Below are 25,243 nucleotides of genomic sequence, written 5' to 3'. Positions count from 1 at the left end.
CCCAATTCGTACGAATCGGGCTTTTTTTATCTTAAAATTTCATTCTCTGAATTCGAACCGCATTTAATATCGCTAACAGCGCTACTCCAACATCGGCAAAAACGGCTTCCCACATTGTGGCAAGTCCGCCCGCGCCTAGAATTAGTACAAAGGCTTTTACTACGAAAGCCAGTGTAATATTCTGCCAGACAATCTTCTTGGTCTGTTTTCCGATATTGACTGCCATTGCAATTTTACTAGGTTTATCGTCCTGAATAACAATATCTGCTGTTTCGATCGCAGCATCGCTACCTAAACCTCCCATTGCAATTCCGACTGTGCTCAAAGCAATTACTGGCGCATCGTTTACACCATCGCCAACAAAGGCCACGGTTTCGTTTTTAGCTTTAATTTCGTTGACTTTATTGACTTTATCTTCTGGAAGCAAATCACCAAAAGCACTTTTAATTCCGATTTTATCTGCAACAAACTGAACGACATTGGCTTTATCTCCACTCAACATAGTAAGTTTTACGCCTAATGCTTTTAGTTTTGAAACCGTTTCTTGAGCATCTTCTTTAATTTCATCAGCAATTGTAAGGTGGCCTGCAAATTGACCTCCGTAAGCAATTGCAATAGTCGTGTAAACAATTGAAGACGGATCAATATCATACGAAATCACATATTTATCCAAAAGCTTAAAATTCCCTACCAGCAACTCTTTTTCGTTATAAGAAGCTTTCAATCCATGACCTGAAATTTCTTCGATATCTTTCAGTTCAACAGAAGGATCTACTGGCCCAACATGATTATGAATGGCCGTTGCTACTGGATGTGTGCTTCGGTTTTCTAAAGCATTGACCAGTTTTAAGATTTCTGCCTGATCAAATTCGGGTTTTATAATGACTTCTTGAACTTTAAAAACTCCTTCGGTCATAGTTCCCGTTTTGTCTACCACCACATTCTGAATCGTCGAAATACTGTCGAGAAAATTACTGCCTTTAAAAAGGATTCCGTTTTTACTTGCAGCACCGATTCCGCCAAAATAACCCAACGGAATACTGATAACCAAAGCGCACGGACAAGAAATAACCAAGAAAACCAAAGCTCTGTAAAGCCAATCGCTAAAAACATAATTGTCTACAAAAAGCATTGGAAGCAAACAAATTGCAATTGCCAGATAGACTACAATTGGGGTATAAATTTTCGCAAACTTTCTGATGAATAATTCCGCTGGCGCTTTTTTAGTTGTGGCATTTTGGACTAGCTCCAGGATTTTAGACAGTTTACTGTCGTTGTAAGCAGTTGTTACTTTTACTTCTGCAATGGTATTTCCGTTTAACATTCCGGCCAAAACGGTATCGCCTTTCTTTTTAGTATCTGGTTTGCTTTCTCCTGTCAATGCTGCTGTATTAAACGAAGCTGAATCTGATAGCAAAACACCATCTAATCCTAGTTTTTCTCCAGCTTTAAGCTGAATAACCGCTCCAATTTGAACGTCTTTGGCTTTTACTTTTACTGCAACATTATTTACTAAAACATTTACCTCATCGGGACGCTGGTCTAAGAGACTTTTAATACTTGATTTGGCTCTGGTAACCGCCATTCCCTGAAAGGTTTCTCCAATCGTATAAAACAGCATAACAGCTACACCTTCAGGATATTCACCAATGGCAAAAGCACCAATTGTGGCAATACACATAAGGAAAAACTCAGAGAAAACATCTCCTTTTACAATGCTTTCGTAAGCTTCTCTTAAAACCGGAAGTCCAACCGGAAGATAGGCAATGGCATACCAAACGATTCTAACATAATCTTTAAACCAATCTTGCGGAAAATAGTTGTCTAAACCAATTCCGATTAACAGTAAAACAAAGGATATAATTGATGGCAGAAACAATTGAAAAAGACTGCCGTTTGCGTTATGTTCATGATCATGCCCTTCGTGATTGTGCCCGTCATTATCAGAGTGCACGGGTTCGTCATGAGAACAGCAGCAGGAAGGTTTGGTCTTATTTTTTATCGTTTTTACTTCTTTATCTTGATGTATCATGGATAACTTTTTTAACTTTTAAAGTTTCATGTTTCAGGTTAGCAAAACTTTGTTTTAAATAATGCCCTAAATTTAAGCATTTTGTGGTAAAGTTTATTGCCACGAAGGCACTAAGTTTTTTACTGAATGAGAATTAAACGTTCTATTTGTCATTTCGACGAAGGAGAAATCTCCACAAGTAACTCCGCACCGAAAACCCAATTTTTGTCGAGCTTCTCGCGGAGATTTCTCCTTCGTCGAAATGACATAAAATGAGAAAAAACTCATCATCTTAGTTTCTTCTCAACTTAGCATCTTTAAAAAAACTTTGTGTCTTGGCGCCTTCGTGGCAAAACCCACTAGTGCGAATGCTCCCCGCCTCCCTTCATTGCAGAAAGCAGATAAAAAGCGCCTTTTGTAACAATTTTTGCTTGAGGATCAATCTTATCAACGAATTTAACTTCTGTAAAACCCAAATCGGTTGTGCCTGGAATTACTTCTACAGCTTTAAAATGAACTTCTTCTTCGTGTGCTTCTTCTTTTTCGCCTGCTGCGTGTTCATGTTTTTCTTCTGCATGCCCTTCTTCTTGAACAAAAACAAAATATTTATCGGCATTACGAACCACAGCATCTTTTGGAAGTGCTGGAACAGTTGCATTGGTAATATTAATATTTGCCGAAACGTACATTCCTGGAATCAATCCTTTCGCATCAGCGGGATCAATTTTAGCGTGTACCGCAACCGTTTTACTTTCATTTGAAAAAGATTTATTGATTCCGAAAATCTTTCCTTTAATTGATTTATTCGACTGATTTGTTAATACAAAATCAATCACCTGACCAATAGAAATCGAACCTAAATCTTTTTCATACACATTCAAATCCAAATGCATCTGGCTGTTGTCGACCACTTCAAAAAGCGAAACTCCTGTATTGGCAAAAGCACCTTTGGCAATATTGATTTTTCCAACAAAACCATTTATTGGCGAAACAATCGGCACGACAGATGTTGTTCCTTTTGTATTAACATGCAAAGCATCTAACTTGTTTTTTGCTGCTTGCGCTCTGGCTCTTTCGGCTGCTAATTTGGCTTTTACTTCCTGAAAAGTCTTTCTCGGATTCACATTTTCGTCACTCAACGTTTTCTGACGATTATATTCTAACTGCAAGTACTCCACGTTTGCAACCGCTGACTGATAATCTTCCTGCATTCCTATAACTTCCAGATTTTGAATCGTTGCCAATACTTTTCCTTTGTTTACATAGGTTCCTTCCAAAACAAAAATATCCTTTACCGTTCCGCCAATTAAAGTCGAAACCTCAGCTGAGTTTTGTGGAGGAACAGTTGTATAACCATTCGCTTTGATCACTTTGTTCAGATTTCGGTCTTCTACAATTCCAGTTTCAATTCCGACTGTTTTGTATTGAGAAGCGCTTAGCGCCACTTCTGTAGTAGATTTTTCTTCTTCCTGTGTTTCTTCTGCTTTCTTTTGATTACAGCTTATTAAGGTAACCGCAAAGAGCGCAATCCCGATAGCTATCGGGAGCAAGGCGCGCAAGGAAATTAAACTTTGTGTTCTTTGCGAAACCTTAGCGTTCTTTGCGGTTAAATAACTAGATATATTTTTCATGATTAATTGTTTTTGATAGTTGGAAATTGAAGTTCGATAGCGCTTTGATTATAGCTGTGTGTCGCTTCTGCAAATTGCTTTTTTATATCGATGGCCTGATTTAAAAAGCTGATATACGACCAATAACTCATATCGCCATTGGCATAACTTTTCTGAGCCGTTTCAATAATCTGATCGGCATAATGCAAGCCTTCATTTTGGAAATACGCCATGTTTTTCTGCTGTTTTTTGAAATTATTCTGCAATTCTTCTTTCTGCAGATTCAGCATCATTTTATTTCGATCTAAAGCTAATTGTGACTGCGAGATACTGATTTCAGCTGCTTTAGCCTTTGTCGTATTAACACCGCCAAACAACGGAATCTGTAACCCGGCTGTAAAACCTTGAAACAAAGATTCTGTATTTATTGTCTGAGCAAAATATCCTAATCCTACTTTGGGCGTACGCAAAGCTTTAAACGTTCCCGCTTCTTTTTGATAAACCGAAATCTGCTGCTGATACAAATCGGTCATTAGCGTTTCTGCTTTTGTATTTTCCTGATTTTCTGCAAAGTTGTATTGCAAAGCAGTATTAGAATCTGGAATTACATTTTCATCTGTTTGGATAAAAAACTGCAATTGCTTCTGATAAATTGTCAAATCGTATTCTAACTGCGCTTTCTGGGTCTCAATTTCTTTTACTTTGGCTTTGGCACTAATCACTTCGATGTTCCCGCTTTCTCCCGTTTTAAAACGAAGTTCGGCGTTCTTTAAGAACTTGGTGTAAATAGCATTCAATTCTGAATTAAGTTTCTGGACAGAAACTCCATACAAATATTGATAGTACGCCAATGTCACCGCTTTTTCAATCTCATATGAAGACAGAGCTTTTCTTTTCTCGGCCAGTTTTGCCAATTCTTCCTGCAATTGTCGATTGGCTTTAGTAATATTTCCTAACGGAAAAAACTGCTGTACCGAAACATTATGGTCGTAATCGGCGCTATTAAACTGCCCGCCTTGATACTGCACCTGAAGTGGATCGGGCTGAAATGCTGCTTTTTTGAGAACGGTTTGTTTCTCGATTTCTTTGTCAGCGATTTTTAAGTCGATGTTGTTTGATTTGGCTAGTTCTATTGCTTTTTCTAGACTTATGGTTTGCTGTGCAAATGTTGCTGTACTTGCTAATAGGAATGCACTTAACCACAAAACCTTATTTGCTAATAGCAACTCATTTAACCGCAAAGTTCGCAAAGGATGCGCGAAGTTCGCAAAGGTTATCTTTCTTAAACTGCATAATAAATTTTTCATTTTCTTTAAATTTTTCTTTGTGTGCTTTGCGTAAACCTTAGCGTTCTTTGCGGTTAAACCCACGCTCCAACAATAAATACAAAATCGGCAAAACGATTAACGTCAATAAAGTTGCTGAGATTAATCCGCCGATTACTACAGTTGCTAAAGGCTTCTGCACTTCTGCTCCCCCACTTGTAGATAATGCCATTGGCAAAAATCCTAATGAAGCTACGGCTGCGGTCATTAAAACGGGACGTAAACGAGTTTTGGTTCCAATAAGAACGCGCTGAAACGGATCTAAAATTCCTTCTGTCTTTAATTGATTGAAATACGAAATCAATACAATTCCGTTTAAAACGGCTATTCCAAATAAGGCGATAAACCCAATTCCAGCAGAAATACTAAACGGCATTCCTCTCAGTGAAAGTGCAAAAACACCTCCGATCGCCGATAACGGAATCGCACTAAAAATCAGCAATGCTTGTTTGGCGCTTTTAAACGTAAAATACAACAAGACCAAAATTAGTCCCAAAGCAATTGGCAAGGCTACAGAAAGTCTTTTTGAAGCTTCGATCAGATTTTCGAATTGTCCACCGTAAGTAACATAATAACCCGCCGGAAGTTTAAAACTTTTATCCAATTTTGCTTGAATTTCTTCGACAACACTTTTAATATCTCTTCCACGAACGTTTAATCCAACCGTGATTCTTCGTTTTCCGTCTTCGCGGATAACCTGCACAGGACCTTGTTCATAATCCACAGAAGCAACCTGAGAAAGCGGCACTTGCTGTCCACTTGGAAGTGGAATAAAAAGATTGCTTACATCAGTAATATCAGCGCGATTATTTTCGTCCATTCTCACCACTACATCAAACCTTTTGCTTTCGTCATAAATCTTTCCGGCAACTTCTCCAGCAAAAGAGGAACGAATAATTTGATTGATATCTGAAATATTGAGTCCGTACAACGCGATTTTATCATAATCGTACTTGATGGTAATTTGAGGTAATCCTGTTACTTTATCAGCTTTTAAATCCCCGATTCCTTCAATTCCCTTAATTTTCGAAATTAACTCAGTCGCTTTAGCATCTAAGATTTCCAAATCGTCACCAAAAATCTTGATCGCAATATCAGAACGACTTCCTGTCATTAGCTCATTAAAACGCATCTGAATAGGCTGAGAAATCTCAATATTTGCTCCAGGAATAATCTCCATTTCCTCTTTCATGGCATTGGCCAAATCTTCCCAATTATGATATTTTCCTTTCCATTCCTTTTTGTCTTTTAAAACAATAATCAAATCCCCGCTTTCAATCGGCATCGGATCGGTCGGGATTTCACCGCTTCCTATTTTGGTGACAATGGTCTTGATTTCTGGGAATTTAGCTTTCAGAATCTGCTCATATTTCGTAGTAGTTTCCACCATTTGCGTCAGCGAACTTCCTGTCATAATTGTGGCATTGATTGCTAAATCGCCTTCTTCGATTGTCGGGATAAATTCGCCACCCATATTCTGGAAAACAATAAAAGCAAAAGCAAATAATCCAACAGCAATAGAAAGCACTACTTTTTTAAATTCTAAGGCTTTTTTCAATAAAGGCGTATAACGGCTTTCTAGCCAAGCAATCATGCGGTCGCTAAAGTTTTCTTTGTGTTCTGTTTTTTTCGAAAGAAACAAAGCGCTCATCATCGGAATATACGTCAGCGAAAGAATAAATGCTCCGATAATGGCAAAACCAACTGTCATGGCCATTGGTTTAAACATTTTTCCTTCGGTTCCAATTAAAGCTAGAATTGGCAGATACACAATCAAGATAATTATCTCACCAAAAGCGGCGCTGTTCCTGATTTTTGAAGCCGAATTGTAAACTTCATCATCCATTTCTTCCTGCGTCAATTCTTTTTTGTTTTTGAATTGCTGCAGATGATGCATCGTGGCTTCCACAATAATTACGGCTCCGTCGACTATGATTCCGAAATCTATGGCTCCAAGACTGATCAGGTTTCCACTTACTCCAAAAGCATTCATTAAAATAACAGCAAAAAGCATTGCCAGCGGAATTACAGAAGCAACAATCAATCCTGCACGAAGATTTCCTAAGAATAAAATCAGAACAAAAATCACTATTAATGCACCTTCTAATAAATTCTTCGCAACGGTTCTAATAGAATTGTCTACCAATTTTCCTCTGTCTATAAAGGCCTCGGCAACAACACCTTCTGGAAGGCTTTTGTTAATCTGAGCCATTTTTTCGTGAACACGATTTACGACAGCACTAGAATTCTCTCCTTTGAGCATTAAAACCATTCCGGAAACAATTTCTCCTTTTCCATCTTTGGTTGAAGCACCGTAACGCAACGCTACTCCTTCGCGTACTTGCGCCACATTGCGCACCAAAACTGGCGATCCGTTTCGGTTTTTAACTACAACATTTTCGAGATCTTTTACGCCTTTTGCCATTCCGACGCCTCGAATAAAATAAGTGTACTGATCTTTTTCGATGTATGCTCCACCTGTATTTTGATTGTTTTTTTCTAAAGCATCAAAAATTTCAGTAATCGTTACACCGAGACTGTTTAGCATATTCGGATTTACGGCAATTTCGAACTGTTTCAGTTTTCCACCCCAAGTACTTACATCGGCAACACCGCGGATTCCCTGCAATTGCGGAATAATAATCCAATCCTGAATTGTTCTTAGCTCAACTGCACTGTACTTGTTTTCATACCCTTTTTTGGCATAAACATCGTATTGGTAAATTTCTCCCAACCCTGTAGAAATTGGCGCTAATTCTGGAGAGTTTACATAATCTGGAATGTTTTCTTCGGCTTGTTTTAAACGTTGAAATATTTGTTCGCGAGCCCAGTAAATATCTACATCGTCTTCAAAAACAACGGTTACAACCGATAATCCAAAACGAGAAATACTGCGAAGTTCTATAATATTGGGAACTGTCTTTACAGCTCGTTCTAAAGGATACGTAATTAATTGCTCTACTTCCTGACTCGCCAATGTTGGTGCAGTGGTAATAATCTGTACCTGATTGTTGGTTACATCTGGCAGGGCGTCGAGCGGTAAATTTTTAAGCGAATAGCTTCCCCAAGCAATGAGTGCAAGGGTAAATAATAGTATGACGAATTTATTTCGTATACTAAACTGAATGATTTTATCTAACATTTGAATATATAATGACGTGAGAAATTAGACAAATAAATTGTCTGGAAATGTGTTGAAAGTCCACAACTCTCTCGTCCGTTTCCTAAAATATAGGAACAGACATAATCATTATGCTATTTGAGGGGGCTGCCAAATACTTCCGAAGAAATTGGAAATAAAAACAGAACTATAACTTGGTAAGACTATTGAAATTTGATTGTAAGTTTTAGGAAATTCAAAACTTACAGCAGAATGGTAACTTAAAACTTGTGCTCCACAGCAGTTGCAGACACAAAAAGGAGAACATAAATCATTGTTTTTGTCGTGCGAATGATTGTCTTCTGAAGCAAACTGAGCGGTTTTATGCATAGCGCTGTTTACTTCCATATCTGCACATGGCATATTAGATAATGCCAACAGGTAAATTGATAATATGATTGTTATCCATTTCACAGCTGTAAAAATACAATTATTTTTTAAATTGGTAATTGATGGCGATAATTCCTAAAAGAAAAATACTTAAAAATATCCTAAAATTATTTTTAAAGCTTTTATCATTTTCTCATTTAATTTTTGTCGGAGGTAAGAAAATTTCGTTAACTTTAACACTAATTAACACATTCTTAAGCCTTAATCTTTAATTATAATACAAACCTATATCGCATACCAATAAAAAGATTCCCACAATAGCATTAGTACATATTTATTTTTCGAAGTTTAATTAACATTAAAACACTCTAATCAATGAAATGTAATACACTAATATCAGCCTTTTTATTATTATTCAGCATGCAAATTTTTGCGCAGGTTTATACCGATAAAATTGTAGGTAAAAAAAATGAAGAACTAAAAGACAGCCTTAAAGTCGAAAAATACCCGTACGCTTTACCTATTTGGGGAGAAAAAGTAGCACAGAAAGGCTATAAACTTCCTTATTCTGCAGGAGTTTCTGTTAATTATTTTTGGCAGGAATCTGAAATCATTATTAATGATTTGAATATTGGTTTTAATCATGGCCCCCAATATAACTTAGATGAAATTGTACGATTTGATAAATCAACAGTTGAAGCTGGTGCGCTTACGATTAGACCTGATGTATGGTTGCTTCCCTTTTTAAATATTTATGGAATTTTCGGAAAGGCCAAAACGGCAACGAAAATCAATGCAGGCATTTGGGTGCCAGACGCAGATAACAATTGGTCCGAAATTGCCAATTTTAGCACCAAAGCCAATTTTGACGCTACTACTTTTGGTATAGGTATGACACCAACAATTGGTATTGGCGGTGGGTGGTTTGCACTAGACATGAATATGGCTTGGACTGATATCAGCTCACTTGATAAACCAGCATTTTCATATATTTTTGGTCCTAGATTAGGAAAAACATTTAAATTTAATAAACCAGACACCAATATAGCAATTTGGGTTGGAGCTTTTAGAGTTCATATTTCTGGAGATACGAATGGAGATTTGCCTTTATCTGATTTTATTGATCTAAGCAGTGCCCAAGCTAAAGTAGACACTGGACTTCAAAAAGTCTCTGACAATCAGGTAAAAGTAGATAACTGGTGGAATGGCTTAAGCCCAGCTGAACAAAAAAATCCGGTTAATATTGCTAAACATAACACTGCCGATAGAGCTTTAGATAGAGCAGGAACATTCTTAGCAACTCTAGACGGAGCATTGAGTACAGCTTCAGATTCATCTGTTCAATATTCACTTCAAAAAAGACCAAAAGATATGTGGAACTTTATTATAGGATCTCAATATCAATTCAGCCGACACGTTATGTTTCGCGCAGAAGCCGGTTTCTTAGGTTCACGTACACAAGTTTTGGGAAGTTTGCAATATCGTTTTGGACTGTAATTCATCCATTATATGAAAAAAAGTGTAGTAATCGTTTTTACCTTCTTTTGCATTAGTTCTGCCCAGTCCCAAGTCTTGATTTCCTTAATCTTTGGAGATAAACTCAACTCAGAGTTTTTAGAATTTGGTCTTGAAGGCGGTGCTAATTTTTCTACTATTTCCAATATGGGATCGTCTGCTTTAAACCCAGGTTTTAATCTTGGTTTTTACTTTGACTTCAGGTATAAGAAAAATCCAGCTTGGATGATCAATACTGGAGTAATCGTAAAATCGCCTATGGGAGCCAAAGATATTCCGGTGTATTCTTTAAATGATGAAAATCTAGACAATACTTTTGCAGGCGGACATGTAAATCGTGAAATACGTTATTTTAATGTTCCGATACTAATCAAATACCAATTCAAAAACAATATCTACCTTAAAGCTGGTCCACAATTTGGTTTGTTAGCCAAAGCATTTGATGAGTTTAAAAACGAAATCAACAATGACGATGTGGTATATAAGAAAAACATCAGAGATCAAATTCATGTTATAGATGCCGGACTTGCCTTTGGTGCTGGTTATCACATGAATGTTGGTCATGGCTTAAATATCACCGTTCAATATTACTTAGGACTTGTGACAGTAATGAAAGGAGATGGTCCAAATAATCAATACAACAGATCTTTGTATGTCACTGCAGGATTGCCAATTGGAAAAGGAAAAGCAGCGCAAAGAAGAGCTGAAAAAGAAGCTGAATTAAATAAAGTGGTGCTTCCAGAAGATGAAAAAAAATAAGAAATTGAAGATTTTAGATTGAGGATTAACGATTTTTGATTTCTTCCATCTGAAATCAAAAATCGTTAATCAAAAATCAGCAATATTAATTTCTTTTATAAACTCCAGAATCTCTTCTGTATTTAGAATAAAATCTGGTGTCGTATGCAAAATGGCATTATTGGGCATAAAAGGCATATCTGCAGAAAGCGGATTCTGTACAACGCTTATTCCGCCAGCTGTCTGAATTGCTCTCAATCCAACCGTTCCATCCGAATTGGAACCCGAAAGTAAAATGCCAACTAAACTTTCACCATAAACCTCTGCAGCAGACTCAAAAGAAACGTCTATGCTTGGTCTACTGTAGTTTATTTTTTCTGAAATATCTAAAGACAAGGTTTCGTTTTTTTCAAATAATAAATGATAATTAGAAGGCGCGATATAAATAAATCCTGGTTTGAGTTTTACTTTATCTTCTACTTCTTTTACGCCTATTTTTGTTTTTAAAGCGATTAAGTCTTCTAGAGTTTGTTCGTCTGAGTTTTTTCTGTGAACAACAATGACAATTGCGAAAGAAACTGCTTTATCTAAAAATGGTAAAATCTGCAATAATGCCTGCAAACTTCCAGCCGAACCTCCAATTATAACTACTTTACAATTTGTTATTCTTTTATTTTCCTCCATATTTTCTCCTTATCAAATTGTTTGTATTTGGTTTGAGATATAGAATACTTTATAGTTTCTTTTGTTCCGAGAGCTAAAAAGCCCAAAACGGCCAGACTGTCATCAAAAAGATTGACTACTCTTTTCTGCAGATTATTATCAAAATAAATTAAAACATTACGGCATAAAATCAGGTCAAATTCGTTGAACGAAGTATCTGAAACCAGATTATGCTGCGAGAAAACCATTTTCTCCGATAGGTTTTCATTAAATTTTGCAAACCCGTAATTGGCAATATAATAATCTGAAAAATCTTCCTGACCGCCCGCCTCACGGTAATTATCGGCATAATCTTTTATCATTCTCAACGGAAAAATACCGCTTTTGGCTGTTTCCAAAACCGTTGCATTTATGTCTGTTGCATACAATAATGATTTGTGCAGCAAGCCTTCTTCTTTGAGCATAATGGCCATCGAATACACTTCTTCTCCCGTAGAACATCCGGCATGCCAGATTCTAATAAAAGGTTTGGTTCCTAGTAAAGGGAGAATTTCTTTTCGAAGGGTTTGATAAAAAGACGGATCACGAAACATCTCTGTAACGTTAACCGTTATTTCGTCAATCATTTTTTTGCAATATTCCGGATCGGTACGGACTTTAGACAAAAATTCATGAAAATGCTTGAATCCATCCAAAGTAAATACCCTGCTTACACGTCTTTTAAGTGATGCTCTTGAATAACTTCCAAAATCAAAACCATAATATTCGTAAACTTCATTAATGAGAGTTTCTAATTCAATATCTTCAATCATAATTCATTTAAATTTCTCCCAAGATGTGAAGTAATTTATCTACATCCACAGGTTTTGAGATGTATGCATCTGCTCCGGCTTGTAAACATTTTTCTTTATCTCCTGTCATAGCTTGCGCTGTTACGGCAACTACAAAAGTATTCTCTTGCGAGGGAATGGCTTTAATAAGCGGAATCGCCTCGTAACCGTCCATTTCGGGCATCATCATATCCAATAAAACGGCGTCAATTGAATTATCTTTTGCTAATATTTTCAGGGCTTCTTCGGCACTTAAACAAGACAAACAGTCAAAAGATTTTGCTTTTAAAGTATTTACTAAAGCAAAAATATTTCTAGAATCGTCATCTACAATCAATACTTTTTTCTTTTCCATGTACAGTATTTTTAAGATTAGATTTTATCGTATAACCAAACTCGAAGCAGCGATAACAACTGATCGACATCGACCGGTTTTGTAATATAATCTGAAGCTCCCGCCTTAATACATTTTTCTCTATCGCCTGTCATAGCTTTAGCTGTTACAGCGATTACTGCTAAGTTAAGAAATTTAGGATTGCTTCTAATCTTTTCTGCTGTTTCGTAACCGTCCATATTTGGCATCATCATATCTAAAAGCACCACATCTGTATCTGGATTTTCATTCAGAATCTTAATTGCCTCTTTTCCGTCAAAAGCTGTAATAACATTCATTTTAAATGCTTCTAAAGCTTTTGAAAGCGAGTAGATGTTTCGTACATCATCATCCACAATTAATACTTTTTTCTCAAATAAAATATTGTTTAACGAATTCAGTTTTTTACTGCTTTCTTTTCCTGCATTTCCTTCTTTTTTATTTTCTACTAAGTGAAGGAAAAGCGAAACCTCATCGAGCATTCTTTGGTACGAATGTGCCGTTTTTACAATGATAGAATCGGCATATTTCTTAATTTTTAATTCTTCTTTTATAGAAAGGCTTTTTCCTGTAAAAACAATTACCGGAAGATTCTCTAAACCTGGACTTTTTTTAACACCGTCTAGAATTTCGTAAGCCTGCTTGTCTGGAATTCCCATATCTAGAATTACACAGTCTACCTCTTCTTTTCCTAAAGAAGATAAACCTTCTGAAACTTCGCTTTTAATCTCCGAGTTAATATTATACGTTTCCAAGAAATACGCCAATGCTTTTGCATGTTGCGGATTGTCTTCAATAATTAAAACCTTCTGCGATTCTTTGTTTATAATGTGTTCAATACGTTTGAAAACATCTGGAATTCGGTCAAAAGCAACTGGTTTATCTAAGAAATCTACAGCTCCTTTTAGCAGACTTTCCTGTTTCAGTTTATGCGAAGACATAATATGCACCGAAATATGTTTGGTATGAGAATGATTTTTTAGCTCTTCTAAAACCTGCCATCCGCTTTTTATTGGAAGTTCTATATCCAATAAGATTCCGATTGGTCTGTAAATTAATGCAAAATTTAAAGCATAATCACCTCTTACTGCCACTACTCCTTTGTATCCTTTTTTCTGTGTGAAAGCCAACAACGATTTTGCAAAATTGATATCGTCTTCTACAATCAAAATGACTTTATCGCCTTCGACAATTGAATCTCTGTCGTCTTCAATTTCTTGCGGAATAACTTCACTGATGTATTTTGGTTTTTCCTCTTCACTTTCAGTTGTTACTTCGATTTCTTCTGCATGCGGAATTTTATTTACCGAAACCTTGTTGATAGCAAATCCTAACTTTGGAAGGCACAATGTAAAAGTACTTCCTTCGTTAACTTTACTATGAAGAATAATTTCTCCACGTAATAATTTAGCCAATTCACGACTGATTGAAAGTCCTAAACCAGTTCCGCCATATTTACGTTTTGTTGAACCATCCGCTTGCTGGAAAGCTTCAAAAATCAATGGCTGTTTTTCGATCGGAATTCCGATTCCGGTATCTTTTACAATAAAGCAGATTATTTTATCATCGTCTGTATCGACTTTAATTTCAAGAGAAACAGTTCCTTTTTCGGTAAATTTAATCGCATTCGAAATCAGGTTTTTCAAAATCTGCTCCAAACGCATTTTGTCTGTTTTAATAACAATTGGCGCTTCTTTGGCAATAATTTCAAAATTAATTCCCTTTTCTTTTGCAACCAAATAAAACAAGTTATGAAGATTATCTGTAATTTCTTTAGTTGAAACATCTAAGAATTCCAGATCCATTTTTCCAGCTTCAATTTTAGATAAATCTAGAATTTCATCAATTAAGCCTAATAAACTGTTTCCTGAACTCTGAATCACTTTCGCAAATTCGATTTCTTCATTGTTCATCGTTTTATTGTTGTTTTCAGACAGCAAACGGCTTAACAATAAAATAGAATTCAGCGGTGTTCTCAATTCGTGCGACATATTAGCCAAAAACTCCGATTTGTAACGCGTAGTCAGCTCCAAAGCTTCTGATTTTTTCTGAATTTCGGTGTTTTTTTCTTCTAATAAAACGCTTCTTTCAGAAAGTTCTTCGTTGGTTTGTTCCAACTCTTCCTGCTGCACGCGAAGTTCTTCTTCTGAAGCCTGTAATTTTTCTGTCTGCGCTTCTAACTCTGCATTTATCGCTTCCAATTCGCTGTGCTGAATTTGAAGTTCTTCAGACTGAACTTTGGTTTCTTCTAGAAGTTCCATTACTCGTTTACGGTTTTGGGTCGCCTTAATCGCAATTCCAATATTATTGGCTACGCTATTTAAGAATTCAAGCTGCAGCATCGAAAATCCGTATATGCTAGCCAGCTCAACCGCTCCTTCAATCTTGAAATCCATTAATGGCATTGCCACGATATGGGTTGGTTTTATTTCTCCCAATGCATAATTGATCTGAATATCGTCTGGAGAAAGTGTTTTTAACTCCAACATTTTTCCAGAAACAATAGATTGCCCAATCAACCCCTCGCCTTTCTTGATTCGTTCTCTGTTTTTACTTGGTATATAACTATAACCTCCCGTAACAGTCAATTCTTCACCATCAATCACATACAAAACTCCTGCACTGCTGTTGGTATACTGGCACAAAAATTCGATTACATCTTTAGATAATTTCTGAATTGTTTTTTCGCCCAGCATTTTATCATTCAACGTCGCAACGCCTGATTGAAGCCATTCTTTTTGGGACAATAATTCGAAAGAATCTTTTAATGAATCTTTCATGTTATGAATAGACAATCCCAAAGCACCTAAAGTATCAGCTTTTCTATCATCAATTTGGACATCGTAATTTCCTTTAGCAATTTGTGTCGCAATGCCGCTTATTACTTCAAGTCTTTCGGCTGTTTCTTTATCTTTTTTTATTAATTCTTGCTGCAGTAAAGTTCTCTCGTTGTAATCTTTCAGAATTCTGATTAGGAAAACAATAGAAATAAGAAAAGCTATAAAGAAAGCAATGGCAATTAAAGCCAAACTATAATTTCCGTAACGTTCTGAATTTGAATTACGTTCTTCTAAAAGTTTTTGTTCTGTATTTTCAACTTTTTTGACGATTGCCTTAATGTCATTCATCATTTTTCGACCTTCATTCAAGTCGAAAATCAGTGTTTCTTTGCTTAATCGTTTTTTTACAATCTGATTATTCAAATATTTAAAGAAACCGGAGCGTTTGGTACGTAATTCTTCTAGTAATTTTGTCTGTGAGGGATTGTCAGACGTAAGTTCATCTAACTTTTCAAAATAAGTATTTGATTTGGCTTCCGAATCATTAAAACGGTCCACAAACTGTTCGTCTCCTGTAAGCAGATAGCCTCTCATGCTGGTTTGGGCTTCTGTAATAATCGATGAACCTTCGTTTAGGTTATAGATTACATCCTGCGTATGGTTTACCCAAAAGTTACTGTTTAGTAAACTTTTAATACTAATAAAAGAGGCAACAGAACTAATAGTAAGTACAAGCAGTGAAACTAGTGAACTGATTAATAAATTTCTTTTAAAATTACCATTCATATATTTCTAAATTATTTTTATTCGTATTTTAAAGGAAGAACAATGATAAAGCTTGCACCTTCTCCCACTTTACTTTTAGCCGTAATTAATCCGTTATGTTTTTCTATGATTTTTTTAGCAATTGCCAGTCCAATTCCCGTTCCTTCGTAAGATTGACGATCATTTAAGCTTTGAAAGATAATAAAAATACGATCAAGATAAATCTCATCAAAACCAATTCCGTTATCTTTTACTGTAATTCTGCAAAATTTTCCTTCTGGCGAAGTCGGACTTTCGATTGCTTTTTCTAAAATAGTTTCCGAAGTAATTTCAATTACCGCTTTTTCGTCATTTCCAGAAAACTTCAAAGCATTTCCAATGAGATTTTGAAAAACCTGACGCATCTGGCTCGGAATACTGTCAATTGTTGGCAGTTCGTTGGTTTTTATTGTGGCATTTTTGCGTTCTATGAGATAATCAAAATCACCCAACACTTCCTGTAAAACCACGTTTAAATCTGTTTTTTCAGGTTTAACTTGTGCCGAAAGTCTAGAATAAGCCAAAAGATCGGTAATCAAAGTCTGCATTCTTTCTGCCGATTTTATTGTTCGATCTACATAATCAATCGCTTTGTCGTCTGCCTTTAAATACAGATCTTTTATAATTTTAATGAATATCTGAATCTTACGAATAGGTTCATTCAAATCATGCGATACTACCCAGGAAAACTGCTGCAATTCATGATTTCGGAGTTCCAGTTCTTCGTTTTTCTGAACCAATTCCCGCGTTCTCTCCGCAATTTTTATTTCAAGATTGTCCTGAGCTTCTTTTCTAATTTTGATTTCTTTAGAAAGCAGATCTTTCATCGCTCGAAGTTCGTTTTGCTGCTCGTAAATCTTAATGAAAGTCTTTACTTTAAGAATCAGCAAATCGCTGTCTACTGGTTTGGTAATATATTCAACAGCACCTGTTTCATATCCTTTAAAAATGTATTTTTTCTCGGTATTAAGTGCCGAAAGAAAAATTACGGGAATATCTTTTGTGCGTTGGTTTCCTGAAAGGATTTTTACCACTTCAAAGCCATCAAGTCCTGGCATTTGAACATCCATAATAATCAGACAATAATCTGTTTTTAGGATTTTCTTTAAAGCTTCTTCTCCAGATTCGGCACTATCGACATCGATATTATGCAGCTCTAATGTTTTCTTTAAGGCAATAATATTCGCCCTTATATCGTCTACAATTAATACCATGCCGTGTGGGAGCTAAATCTGTTGTAAATCAAAACTCTTGAATTTAAAGTGAAATTTAAAAATTTTCTTATTTTTTTAAAGAATTGCCGAAGCAACTCTTAAAAATTATGTGGAAATTCTCAAATGTATAAAAAAAATAGCGAGCAGGTTTTTTATCTAAATCGGAAATAGTTACAAAATTCCCATCTTTTGCCATCATTTTAATCATACTGTATGATTGCTAACTTATTAGAAATTTCTTGTTATTTCAACTTTTCTTACTAATTGATGTATTTTCATACAACACACCTCTTTTTGATTTTATTGAGGCAAACAAAATGTCTTTTAAGGCAAGTAAAACTATAGCTATCATCTAATTTTAATTGCATTAAAAAAGCTTAAAAAGAGAAATCATGAAAAAGAAACAAACATTTCCCGAGCAAAAACAAAATCTTCCCGGCAATGAACACATGATGAATCCCGAGCCTGAAATTATTAGAGAAAACTATGTTGGAAGCGGCAAGTTATTTGGAAAAACAGCTTTTATTACTGGAGGAGACAGCGGAATAGGACGAAGTGTCGCGGTACATTTTGCCCGTGAAGGTGCCAATATAGCGATTGTCTACTTAAAAGAAGATAAAGATGCCAAAGAAACCAAAGCAATGATCGAAAAAGAAGGTCAACAATGTCTATTGATTAGCGGTGACTTGAAAGATGAGAAATTTTGCCAAAATGCCATTAAAAAGTGTCATAGCACTTTTAAAAGCCTCAATATTATTGTGAATAATGCTGCAACTCAGTTTCCGCAAACTGAAATTGAAAATATAACTTCAACACAGCTCCATAAAACTTTTGAAACCAATATTTATCCTTTCTTTTATATCACCAAAGCAGCACTTGCTTTCTTAAAAGAAGGCGATTCAATTATCAATACAACTTCTGTGACGGCTTTTCGCGGAAGCGAGCATTTAGCAGATTATGCCAGTACAAAGGGTGCAATTGTTAGTTTTACGCGATCACTTTCGACTATGTTGGCAAAAAAGAAAATACGTGTAAATGGCGTTGCTCCAGGACCAATCTGGACTCCTTTGATAGTAGCCAGTTTTGATAAATTATCTGATTTCGGAAAAGATAATCCGATGGAAAGAGCCGGACAGCCATCTGAAGTAGCTCCTGCGTATGTATTTCTGGCCTGCGAAGACAGCAGTTATATTACTGGACAGTTTATTCATATCAATGGCGGTGAATTGGTGGGGTAGAAAAGGTTTTGAGGTTCTGAGATGCTAAGGTTCTAAGTTTTTCTTTTGTAATCTATGTAATGAGTCTAATAACAAAACCAACGAATAACTTAGCATCTCCGGAGCTTAAAACCTTAAAAAAAGAAAAATGAATTATATAGATATCATCGGACTTTTTGCTGGAGCGTGTATTACACTATCTACGATTCCGCAAATTATAAAGGTCTGGAAAACCAAGAAAGTAAAAGAAATTTCGCTACAAATGTTCAGCATTTTAACCTTTGGAATTGCGGTCTGGATTGTCTACGGAATTCTTAAAAAAGACCTTCCAATTATTCTGACCAATAGTATTTCTTTCGTTTTAAATCTCATCATGGTTTATTTTATCATTTATTATGAAAAAGAATAAGCATAAAAAAACAGCTCGGATGAAGCTGTTTTTTCAGAAATTGAAGAATATAATATTGCTTACTAGCTAGCTAATTTTTGATTATATGGTTTTAATTCTAAATGCAACTTTTCTTTTAAAGTTCGCGATTGCAAGCTTCTTTTAAAGAATAGTACTGGCGACATAACTGATCCCAAATTTATTTCTGAAAGTTTTCTGATTTCGCTTAGCTGTTTAATAGCGAAATTCAAAATCGGAACAAACGGAGTTAAATAATTGTAACTATGCTGCGCTACCTCCAACTCTAAAATATCTCGCAAGATGCTTTTCATCAGCAGATAACGAACAGTTCCTTGTTTTGGAATTGCTTTAAGTTCCTGAAACTTCTCTCCTATTTTTAAATTCTCAGCTCCGATATAAATATAATTTCCACATTCGCACGTAAATCTCTTTCTAACTTGAGCAATAAAATCAACATCGGCTTCTTTTGATTCTCTATTAGTTGGCATTCCAATCAATGAAAACTGAATCTGTTTATGGCTTTCAAAATACAATACGCTATTAATTGAAGAAGAATTACTCATAATACCAGATTGCTGCTTTTTTAAGCGTTTAACAGCTCCATTTGCACCAAAACTGTGCAAGACATTTCCATTTTCGCAATAAACAAAAAATACAGGCGCAAACGGATTAGATTCGATACTTAAATTAACGTCTTGATTAAAAGCCAAATCAAAGTTGAGATACGTCATTTCTTTTTCAAAACGTACTCCAGAAATGCTTCCTGTTGCCCATTTTGATTTAATTGTCAATTTGTATTCATTGGCAGTAACACATAAGTTTCCGCCAAAACTCTCTTTTAGATTATTAAAAACAGCATCAAAGCTTCCAGTATTTATGTAAAGTTTTTTCATTATATGGTTTTGGTTTTAATAAAGTGGTTAGTAATTATTTACGCATAAAAACTAACTATTGGTTTTTACTTCATTTCTATAATCCAAATTTCGTTTATATTAACCTTCAACTCTTTATACAATTTTTAGAAGATATTTCATAATTCTTATTTAAAGGTTCTGAGGTTCTAAGATGCTAAGGTTCTAAGTTTCTTTGCTGCACAAAAGAAATACTAAAAAAAAGCCTTAGCATCTTAGAACCTCAGTCCCTTAGAAGCTTAAAAAAGTAAATTCAAACTAAAGAACTAAGATTCTACCTTTCTCACTTTTCAAAAACAGTAAGAAAAAAAAACTTAGCATCTTAGAACCTCAGTCCCTTAGAAGCTTAAAAAAATAAATTCAAACTAAAAAACTAAGCTTATACCTTTCTCACTTTTCAAAAACAGTAAGAAAAAAAAACTTAGCATCTTAGAACCTCAGTCCCTTAGAAGCTTAAAAAAATAAATTCAAACTAAAAAACTAAGCTTATACCTTTCTCACTTTTCAAAAACAGTAAGAAAAAAAAACTTAGCATCTTAGAACCTCAGTCCCTTAGAAGCTTAAAAAAATAAATTCAAACTAAAAAACTAAGCTTATACCTTTCTCACTTTTCAAAAACAGTAAGAAAAAAAGCTTAGCACCTTAGAACCTCAGTCCCTTAGAAGCTTAAAAAAAAAAGCAGCTGCCTCAAATAAATTTGAAACAACTGCTCATCAGCAAAATAAAAATACCAATCTATTTTTATTCTTTTAAGTCAATTCGTTTATGTCTGCATTTTTAGCATAATTGGCTTTCGGAATGTCTTTAAAAAATTCTGCTTCTTCCAAATCGGCCATAGGTCCGTATCCTAATAAATGAGTTCCTTTTCTTTTATCTTTTGTTTCGATAACATATAAAATTGACATATCATCTGGATCGCTCATTCCTTCATATCGATGATGCGCTACAATAAATACATCTTCAGGATTATAAACCTCTTTAGTTTCTGAGTCTACTAAACGATCATTTTCGAATATGTAATTAGCAGTATAACCTTCTTCTTGATATCTTTTTATATTGTCGGTTTCATGTTTTGAATCTTCTCGTTTCATATCTTTTCAGTTTATCTGTTTATCAAATTTCCGTATACATAGGAGATAAAATTAACTCAATTGATTTTAATCTTACCTCATTCAAAAAAGGGCTTTAAAAGAGATTTTATTTTTTATTAATTTTAACAGAGCTTAATTCGGAACATGCAATAAAGTCTGAAAATAAGCCCATTAGAAATTAAATAAAAAGCAAAATATTAATGAGTAAAAACTATGATTTTCTGGCCAACGGAGGAGAAATGGGTGAACTTACCCGTGCCAAAGATTGGAGCAAAACGGCAGTAGGTCCAGTAGAATCTTGGCCTCAAAGTCTTCGCACTACTTTAGGAATTCTTTTAAACTCCAAATTTCCCATGTTTTTGTTTTGGGGACCAGACCATATTTGTTTTTATAATGATGCTTATCGCCCGAGTTTGGGTAATAATGGTAAACATCCATCGATTCTTGGTGAAAAAGGCGCTGATTACTGGCCAGAAATCTGGGACTTTATTGAACCGTTGATAGATCAAGTGCTCACGAAAGGAGAAGCAACCTGGCATGAAGATCAATTATTGCCTATTTATAGAAATGGTAAGATGGAAGATGTTTACTGGACTTTCAGCTACAGTCCGGTAAATGATGAAAATGGAAAAACGACTGGTGTTTTGGTTATCTGTAATGAAACAACAGAGCAAGTAGTGACTCGAAAAAAACTAGAAGAAAGTGAAAAGCGATTTCGAAATACAGTAAAACAGCTGCCATTGGGAATCTGTATCCTAAAAGGTCCAGAACTTATTGCGGAGATGGTCAACTCAACCTATCTTCATATTATTGACAAAGAGGAAAAAGACATTCTTGACAAACCTATTTTTGATTCGGTTCCAGAGGCAAAAGAAAAGGTTTTCCCGTTGCTGAAAAATGTTTTCGAAACTGGAACCGCCTATTTTACTGATGAACTTCCTGTCACTTTAAATCGTTATAACAAAGAGGAATTGGGTTACTTTAATCTCGTTTTTTATCCGTTAAAAGATGAAAACGGCGTTATCGAAGGTGTCACCGTTGTGTCTTATGAAGTAACTGAAGAAGTAAAAGCAAGACATCTTTTGACTGAAAGCGAAAAAGCGTTTAGAGAAATTGTAATGGACTCTCCTATTGCTATGGCGATATTTAGAGGAAAAGATTTTATAATCGAAATGGCCAATAAAGCCATGATGCATAATATCTGGCAAAAAGAAGAAAAAGACTGTATTGGCATACCGCTAATAGAAGTATTTCCTGAGCTCAAAAATCAAAAATATCCAGAATTACTGCTTGAAGTTCTGATTAATGGAAAAACAATCCAAGAAAATGAAGGCGTTGCTTATGTTGATATCAGCGGAAAACTAAAAAAATTCTACCTTGATTATGAATATACAACACTTTATGAAAAGAATGGAACCGCCTCTGGTATTATGTGTACCGTTTATGATGTAACTGCTAAAGTCAAAGCCCGTAAAAAAATTGAAACTGCCGAAGAAAGAGCGAGACAAGCTGCCGAAATTGGCGAAATTGCAATGTGGGATTTGAATTTAAAGAACAAAAAATTAATCTACAGCGATAATATCCTTGACATTTTCGGATTTGACAAAAATAAAAAAATAGTACATCAAGACATTCGAAGCCGTGTTATTCCTGAAGATGAATATATTGTTGCAGATGCATTTGAAAAGGCTTTACAAACGAGCATTTACAAATATGAAGCCCGAGTTTTTAAGGTAGACAATTCTATAGCTTGGATTAAAGTGCATGGCAAAATTTTTTTTGATGAAAATAATGAGCCGTCAAAAATGGTTGGAACTGTTATGGATGTTACAACCGAAAAAGAAGGTCAGCAAGTTTTAGCAAAAAGCGAGAAAAAATTCAGGCTCCTTGCCGACTCTATTCCGCAATCAATCTGGACAAGTGATACTTTAGGCAATCTGAATTATTTTAATGAAACTTTCTTCACCTATTCTGGATTTACGAAGGAAGAAATTGACAAAAATGGCTGGCTTCAAGTCGTGCATCCAGATGATAGAGAAGAAAATGTAAAGCTTTGGATGGAATCTGTTAAAAGCGGTCACGAATTTCTTTTTGTACATCGTTTTAGACGATATGATGGAGAATACAGATGGCAGCTGAGCCGTGCTATTGCACAATTGGACGAATCTGGAAAGGTGCAAATGTGGGTTGGAACCAGCACCGATATAGAAGAACAAAAGAATTTTACCAATAAACTGGAAGAACAGATTATTGAACGCACCACACAGCTGGAACTTACCAATAGAGACCTTGTCAATATGAATATTGAATTGCAATCATTTGCTTATATTTCTAGTCATGACCTTCAAGAACCATTGCGAAAAATACAGACTTTTGCAAGCCGATTATCTGACTTAGATGAGCAGAATATTTCGGCGAATGCCAAAACCTATTTAGCAAGAATTGAGTTTTCGGCAAAGAAAATGCAAAATCTAATACAGGATTTACTAACCTATTCTCGTGCCAATTCTGCCGATCGTGTTTTTACAAAGGCTAATATAGACGAAATCGCCGACGAAGTAATCAGTGATTTTTCGGATCGAATTGAAGAAAAAAATGCTGTAGTTGAATATCATGATTTAGGAGAAGCTACTCTTATACAATTTCAGTTTAGACAGCTGCTTCATAATCTAGTAGAAAACGCCTTAAAATTCTCGCGTCCGGGTGTTCCTCCAAAAGTAAAAATAACGGTTACAAAAGTTGATGGAAAATCGATTCCAAATGCTGAATTTAAAGACAAAATGTACCATCATCTCCAAGTTTCGGATAACGGAATTGGATTTGAATTGATTTATAAAGAAAAAATCTTTGAAGTTTTCCAACGCCTAAACACCGAAAGCGAATACAAAGGAACAGGAATCGGTCTTGCAATAGTGAAAAAAATCGTAGAAAACCACAAAGGGGTAATTACAGTTTCGAGTGAAAAAGGTAAAGGCTCGGTTTTTAATATTTATATTCCCGATTTATCAGAAATTAATATTTAAATACAAAATTAGATTTGTTCGGAATAAATTTATCCCAGTCAATCTTCATAGCGTGTTCTATTGCCTTTATAATATCGCTCATTAAAACTGGTTTGGTAATAAAGCAGTTAGCTCCAAGATTAAGACATCTCTCAATATTCCCAGGTTCACTCGATGTTGAATAAATCACAACAGGAATGTCTTTTTTATCATCAGATTTTCTAAGTTCTTCCAAAACATCAAAACCATTTTTTCCTGGCATATTTAAATCCAAGAAAATAACAGACGGAACAACAGATGAATCTGAAAGAGCATTCAGAAAATTTTGACTTCCTGAATAAGTTTGCAAATTGATATTGTGAGGTATAGATTCTACAGCATCAGCAAAAATACACAAATCATCTTCGTCATCATCGGTATAGAATATGGTAAAATCTGTCATGGTATTTTTGGCTTAGAAGTTTATTTTTCCAAATATAGTGCAATTTTATGTAACAAAGGGCAGAACCTCCCGAGTTTGTTACAAAACAAATAGAAATCTCATAATTTATAAGTTTAATTATATAAACTAAAAAAGTACAAAAAGCACCAACTTTACCTTCTACATTTTTCAGACAATATCTTACTGTCAGTCAAATAATTAAATATAAAAAAAACTTAAAAAAAATAACATTATGGGCGATCATAAAGACCTTACAGATGAATTTGCTGTTGATAAGATAAAAGATCTTGCTGAGCATATTAAAACGTGTATGTTTTGTACATACAATGAATATAGATTACAGTCACGACCAATGTCTGTTCAGAAAATTGACGATTTGGGAAACTTATGGTTTTTATCTGACCGAAACAGCAGTCAGAATGCAGAAATTACATTAAACCCAATGGTTGAAATCTTCTTTTCTGAACCGCATGATAAATTTCTAACACTTCACGGAACCGCAAGTATTTCATACGACAGGGAAACTATCGAAAAATTATGGAATCCTATTGTGAAAATCTGGATGCCTGGCGGTGTCGATGATCCAAATTTGAGTGTGATTAAAGTAGTTCCCGAAGATGGATATTATTGGAACAACAAAAATGGAAAAATGGTTGCAATTGCAAAAATGACCGCTGCTTTTGTAACAGGAAAAACAATGGATGACGGAATTGAAGGAAGCTTGAAATTGTAGCTTTTTTTTTAAACTGTAGAAGTTTTTTAACCGCAAAGAGCGCAAAGGTTTACGCTAAGTTCGCTAAGATTTTTTCTTTTGTGTG

19 protein-coding genes are annotated in these 25,243 nt (G+C 35.2%); 6 read left to right on the top strand and 13 right to left on the bottom strand.

The features are described from left to right. Window positions 1-31 precede the first annotated feature (31 nt). The 5 genes from OZP10_RS19010 to OZP10_RS18990 form a co-directional block, all read right to left on the bottom strand. Window positions 32-2,032: a heavy metal translocating P-type ATPase gene (locus tag OZP10_RS19010; RefSeq protein WP_281632268.1), complete on the bottom strand. Its 2,001-nt coding sequence runs from the start codon at window positions 2,030-2,032 to the stop codon at window positions 32-34. Between the two features lie 338 nt (window positions 2,033-2,370). After that, window positions 2,371-3,642 carry an efflux RND transporter periplasmic adaptor subunit gene (locus OZP10_RS19005; protein ID WP_281632267.1) on the bottom strand — a complete coding sequence of 424 codons (1,272 nt, stop codon included), beginning with the start codon at window positions 3,640-3,642 and terminating at the stop codon, window positions 2,371-2,373. A 2-nt stretch (window positions 3,643-3,644) separates the two neighbouring features. Next, a complete protein-coding gene (locus OZP10_RS19000) occupies window positions 3,645-4,928 on the bottom strand; it encodes a TolC family protein (RefSeq protein WP_281632266.1) in 1,284 nt (427 codons plus the stop codon). Between the two features lie 37 nt (window positions 4,929-4,965). After that, on the bottom strand, window positions 4,966-8,088 hold the full coding sequence (locus OZP10_RS18995; protein WP_281632265.1) for an efflux RND transporter permease subunit: 3,123 nt from the start codon (window positions 8,086-8,088) through the stop codon (window positions 4,966-4,968). A gap of 108 nt (window positions 8,089-8,196) precedes the next feature. Continuing rightward, the gene (locus OZP10_RS18990) at window positions 8,197-8,469 is read right to left on the bottom strand and encodes a hypothetical protein (protein ID WP_349293743.1); all 273 of its coding nucleotides are present in this window, start codon (window positions 8,467-8,469) and stop codon (window positions 8,197-8,199) included. 342 nt (window positions 8,470-8,811) lie between these two features. On the opposite strand from OZP10_RS18990, the gene OZP10_RS18985 reads away from it, so the two are divergent. After that, complete coding sequence (locus tag OZP10_RS18985) at window positions 8,812-9,933, top strand: hypothetical protein (RefSeq protein WP_281632263.1); 1,122 nt, start codon at window positions 8,812-8,814, stop codon at window positions 9,931-9,933. Between the two features lie 12 nt (window positions 9,934-9,945). Then, window positions 9,946-10,710, top strand: a complete 765-nt coding sequence (locus tag OZP10_RS18980) for a porin family protein (protein WP_281632262.1) — start codon at window positions 9,946-9,948, stop codon at window positions 10,708-10,710. A gap of 69 nt (window positions 10,711-10,779) precedes the next feature. Here OZP10_RS18980 and OZP10_RS18975 read toward each other — a convergent pair whose 3' ends face one another. Genes OZP10_RS18975 through OZP10_RS18955 form a run of 5 tightly spaced genes read right to left on the bottom strand, consistent with a single transcriptional unit; the run spans window position 10,780 to window position 17,353 of the window. After that, complete coding sequence (locus OZP10_RS18975; RefSeq protein WP_281632261.1) at window positions 10,780-11,373, bottom strand: chemotaxis protein CheB; 594 nt, start codon at window positions 11,371-11,373, stop codon at window positions 10,780-10,782. Next, on the bottom strand, window positions 11,352-12,164 hold the full coding sequence (locus tag OZP10_RS18970) for a CheR family methyltransferase (protein ID WP_281632260.1): 813 nt from the start codon (window positions 12,162-12,164) through the stop codon (window positions 11,352-11,354). Before OZP10_RS18970 ends, OZP10_RS18975 begins: the two co-directional genes overlap by 22 nt. A gap of 7 nt (window positions 12,165-12,171) precedes the next feature. Further along, window positions 12,172-12,537, bottom strand: a complete 366-nt coding sequence (locus OZP10_RS18965) for a response regulator (RefSeq protein ID WP_281632259.1) — start codon at window positions 12,535-12,537, stop codon at window positions 12,172-12,174. A 17-nt stretch (window positions 12,538-12,554) separates the two neighbouring features. Continuing rightward, window positions 12,555-16,121: a response regulator gene (locus OZP10_RS18960; RefSeq protein ID WP_281632258.1), complete on the bottom strand. Its 3,567-nt coding sequence runs from the start codon at window positions 16,119-16,121 to the stop codon at window positions 12,555-12,557. Between the two features lie 17 nt (window positions 16,122-16,138). Further along, window positions 16,139-17,353: a hybrid sensor histidine kinase/response regulator gene (locus OZP10_RS18955; RefSeq protein WP_281632257.1), complete on the bottom strand. Its 1,215-nt coding sequence runs from the start codon at window positions 17,351-17,353 to the stop codon at window positions 16,139-16,141. A 392-nt stretch (window positions 17,354-17,745) separates the two neighbouring features. On the opposite strand from OZP10_RS18955, the gene OZP10_RS18950 reads away from it, so the two are divergent. Further along, window positions 17,746-18,591: an SDR family oxidoreductase gene (locus OZP10_RS18950; protein ID WP_281632256.1), complete on the top strand. Its 846-nt coding sequence runs from the start codon at window positions 17,746-17,748 to the stop codon at window positions 18,589-18,591. Window positions 18,592-18,718: 127 nt separating this feature from the next. After that, window positions 18,719-18,979, top strand: coding sequence for a SemiSWEET family sugar transporter (locus tag OZP10_RS18945; RefSeq protein ID WP_281632255.1), 261 nt, complete (start codon window positions 18,719-18,721; stop codon window positions 18,977-18,979). Window positions 18,980-19,041: 62 nt separating this feature from the next. Here the strand turns inward: OZP10_RS18945 and OZP10_RS18940 are convergent, their stop codons facing one another. Next, window positions 19,042-19,872, bottom strand: a complete 831-nt coding sequence (locus tag OZP10_RS18940; RefSeq protein WP_281632254.1) for a hypothetical protein — start codon at window positions 19,870-19,872, stop codon at window positions 19,042-19,044. A 767-nt stretch (window positions 19,873-20,639) separates the two neighbouring features. Further along, window positions 20,640-20,981, bottom strand: a complete 342-nt coding sequence (locus OZP10_RS18935; RefSeq protein WP_177209914.1) for a hypothetical protein — start codon at window positions 20,979-20,981, stop codon at window positions 20,640-20,642. 200 nt (window positions 20,982-21,181) lie between these two features. Here OZP10_RS18935 and OZP10_RS18930 point away from each other — a divergent pair, with 200 nt between their 5' ends. Further along, window positions 21,182-24,004 (top strand): PAS domain-containing sensor histidine kinase, encoded by a 2,823-nt coding sequence (locus tag OZP10_RS18930; RefSeq protein WP_281632253.1) that lies wholly within the window; start codon window positions 21,182-21,184, stop codon window positions 24,002-24,004. Here the strand turns inward: OZP10_RS18930 and OZP10_RS18925 are convergent. Then, window positions 23,994-24,425, bottom strand: a complete 432-nt coding sequence (locus OZP10_RS18925) for a response regulator (RefSeq protein WP_281632252.1) — start codon at window positions 24,423-24,425, stop codon at window positions 23,994-23,996. The two genes, OZP10_RS18930 and OZP10_RS18925, sit on opposite strands and share 11 nt — an antisense overlap. Window positions 24,426-24,657: 232 nt before the next feature. Between OZP10_RS18925 and OZP10_RS18920 the strand changes: the two genes are divergently transcribed. Continuing rightward, window positions 24,658-25,158 (top strand): pyridoxamine 5'-phosphate oxidase family protein, encoded by a 501-nt coding sequence (locus OZP10_RS18920; RefSeq protein ID WP_281632251.1) that lies wholly within the window; start codon window positions 24,658-24,660, stop codon window positions 25,156-25,158. Window positions 25,159-25,243: the final 85 nt, after the last annotated feature.

The organism is Flavobacterium luteolum (assembly GCF_027111275.1).
Lineage (GTDB): Bacteria > Bacteroidota > Bacteroidia > Flavobacteriales > Flavobacteriaceae > Flavobacterium > Flavobacterium luteolum.
The sequence above is the reverse complement of the archived record's forward strand: the minus strand, read 5'-3'. Positions and strand labels throughout refer to the sequence as shown.

What these genes read in the sequence shown, in the direction of transcription:
- OZP10_RS19010 (WP_281632268.1), bottom strand. Translation starts at nt 2,032, where the DNA reads ATGATACATCAAGATAAAGAAGTAAAAACGATAAAAAATAAGACCAAA.
- OZP10_RS19005 (WP_281632267.1), bottom strand. Translation starts at nt 3,642, where the DNA reads ATGAAAAATATATCTAGTTATTTAACCGCAAAGAACGCTAAGGTTTCG.
- OZP10_RS19000 (WP_281632266.1), bottom strand. Translation starts at nt 4,928, where the DNA reads ATGAAAAATTTATTATGCAGTTTAAGAAAGATAACCTTTGCGAACTTC.
- OZP10_RS18995 (WP_281632265.1), bottom strand. Translation starts at nt 8,088, where the DNA reads ATGTTAGATAAAATCATTCAGTTTAGTATACGAAATAAATTCGTCATA.
- OZP10_RS18990 (WP_349293743.1), bottom strand. Translation starts at nt 8,469, where the DNA reads ATGCCATGTGCAGATATGGAAGTAAACAGCGCTATGCATAAAACCGCT.
- OZP10_RS18985 (WP_281632263.1), top strand. Translation starts at nt 8,812, where the DNA reads ATGAAATGTAATACACTAATATCAGCCTTTTTATTATTATTCAGCATG.
- OZP10_RS18980 (WP_281632262.1), top strand. Translation starts at nt 9,946, where the DNA reads ATGAAAAAAAGTGTAGTAATCGTTTTTACCTTCTTTTGCATTAGTTCT.
- OZP10_RS18975 (WP_281632261.1), bottom strand. Translation starts at nt 11,373, where the DNA reads ATGGAGGAAAATAAAAGAATAACAAATTGTAAAGTAGTTATAATTGGA.
- OZP10_RS18970 (WP_281632260.1), bottom strand. Translation starts at nt 12,164, where the DNA reads ATGATTGAAGATATTGAATTAGAAACTCTCATTAATGAAGTTTACGAA.
- OZP10_RS18965 (WP_281632259.1), bottom strand. Translation starts at nt 12,537, where the DNA reads ATGGAAAAGAAAAAAGTATTGATTGTAGATGACGATTCTAGAAATATT.
- OZP10_RS18960 (WP_281632258.1), bottom strand. Translation starts at nt 16,121, where the DNA reads ATGAATGGTAATTTTAAAAGAAATTTATTAATCAGTTCACTAGTTTCA.
- OZP10_RS18955 (WP_281632257.1), bottom strand. Translation starts at nt 17,353, where the DNA reads ATGGTATTAATTGTAGACGATATAAGGGCGAATATTATTGCCTTAAAG.
- OZP10_RS18950 (WP_281632256.1), top strand. Translation starts at nt 17,746, where the DNA reads ATGAAAAAGAAACAAACATTTCCCGAGCAAAAACAAAATCTTCCCGGC.
- OZP10_RS18945 (WP_281632255.1), top strand. Translation starts at nt 18,719, where the DNA reads ATGAATTATATAGATATCATCGGACTTTTTGCTGGAGCGTGTATTACA.
- OZP10_RS18940 (WP_281632254.1), bottom strand. Translation starts at nt 19,872, where the DNA reads ATGAAAAAACTTTACATAAATACTGGAAGCTTTGATGCTGTTTTTAAT.
- OZP10_RS18935 (WP_177209914.1), bottom strand. Translation starts at nt 20,981, where the DNA reads ATGAAACGAGAAGATTCAAAACATGAAACCGACAATATAAAAAGATAT.
- OZP10_RS18930 (WP_281632253.1), top strand. Translation starts at nt 21,182, where the DNA reads ATGAGTAAAAACTATGATTTTCTGGCCAACGGAGGAGAAATGGGTGAA.
- OZP10_RS18925 (WP_281632252.1), bottom strand. Translation starts at nt 24,425, where the DNA reads ATGACAGATTTTACCATATTCTATACCGATGATGACGAAGATGATTTG.
- OZP10_RS18920 (WP_281632251.1), top strand. Translation starts at nt 24,658, where the DNA reads ATGGGCGATCATAAAGACCTTACAGATGAATTTGCTGTTGATAAGATA.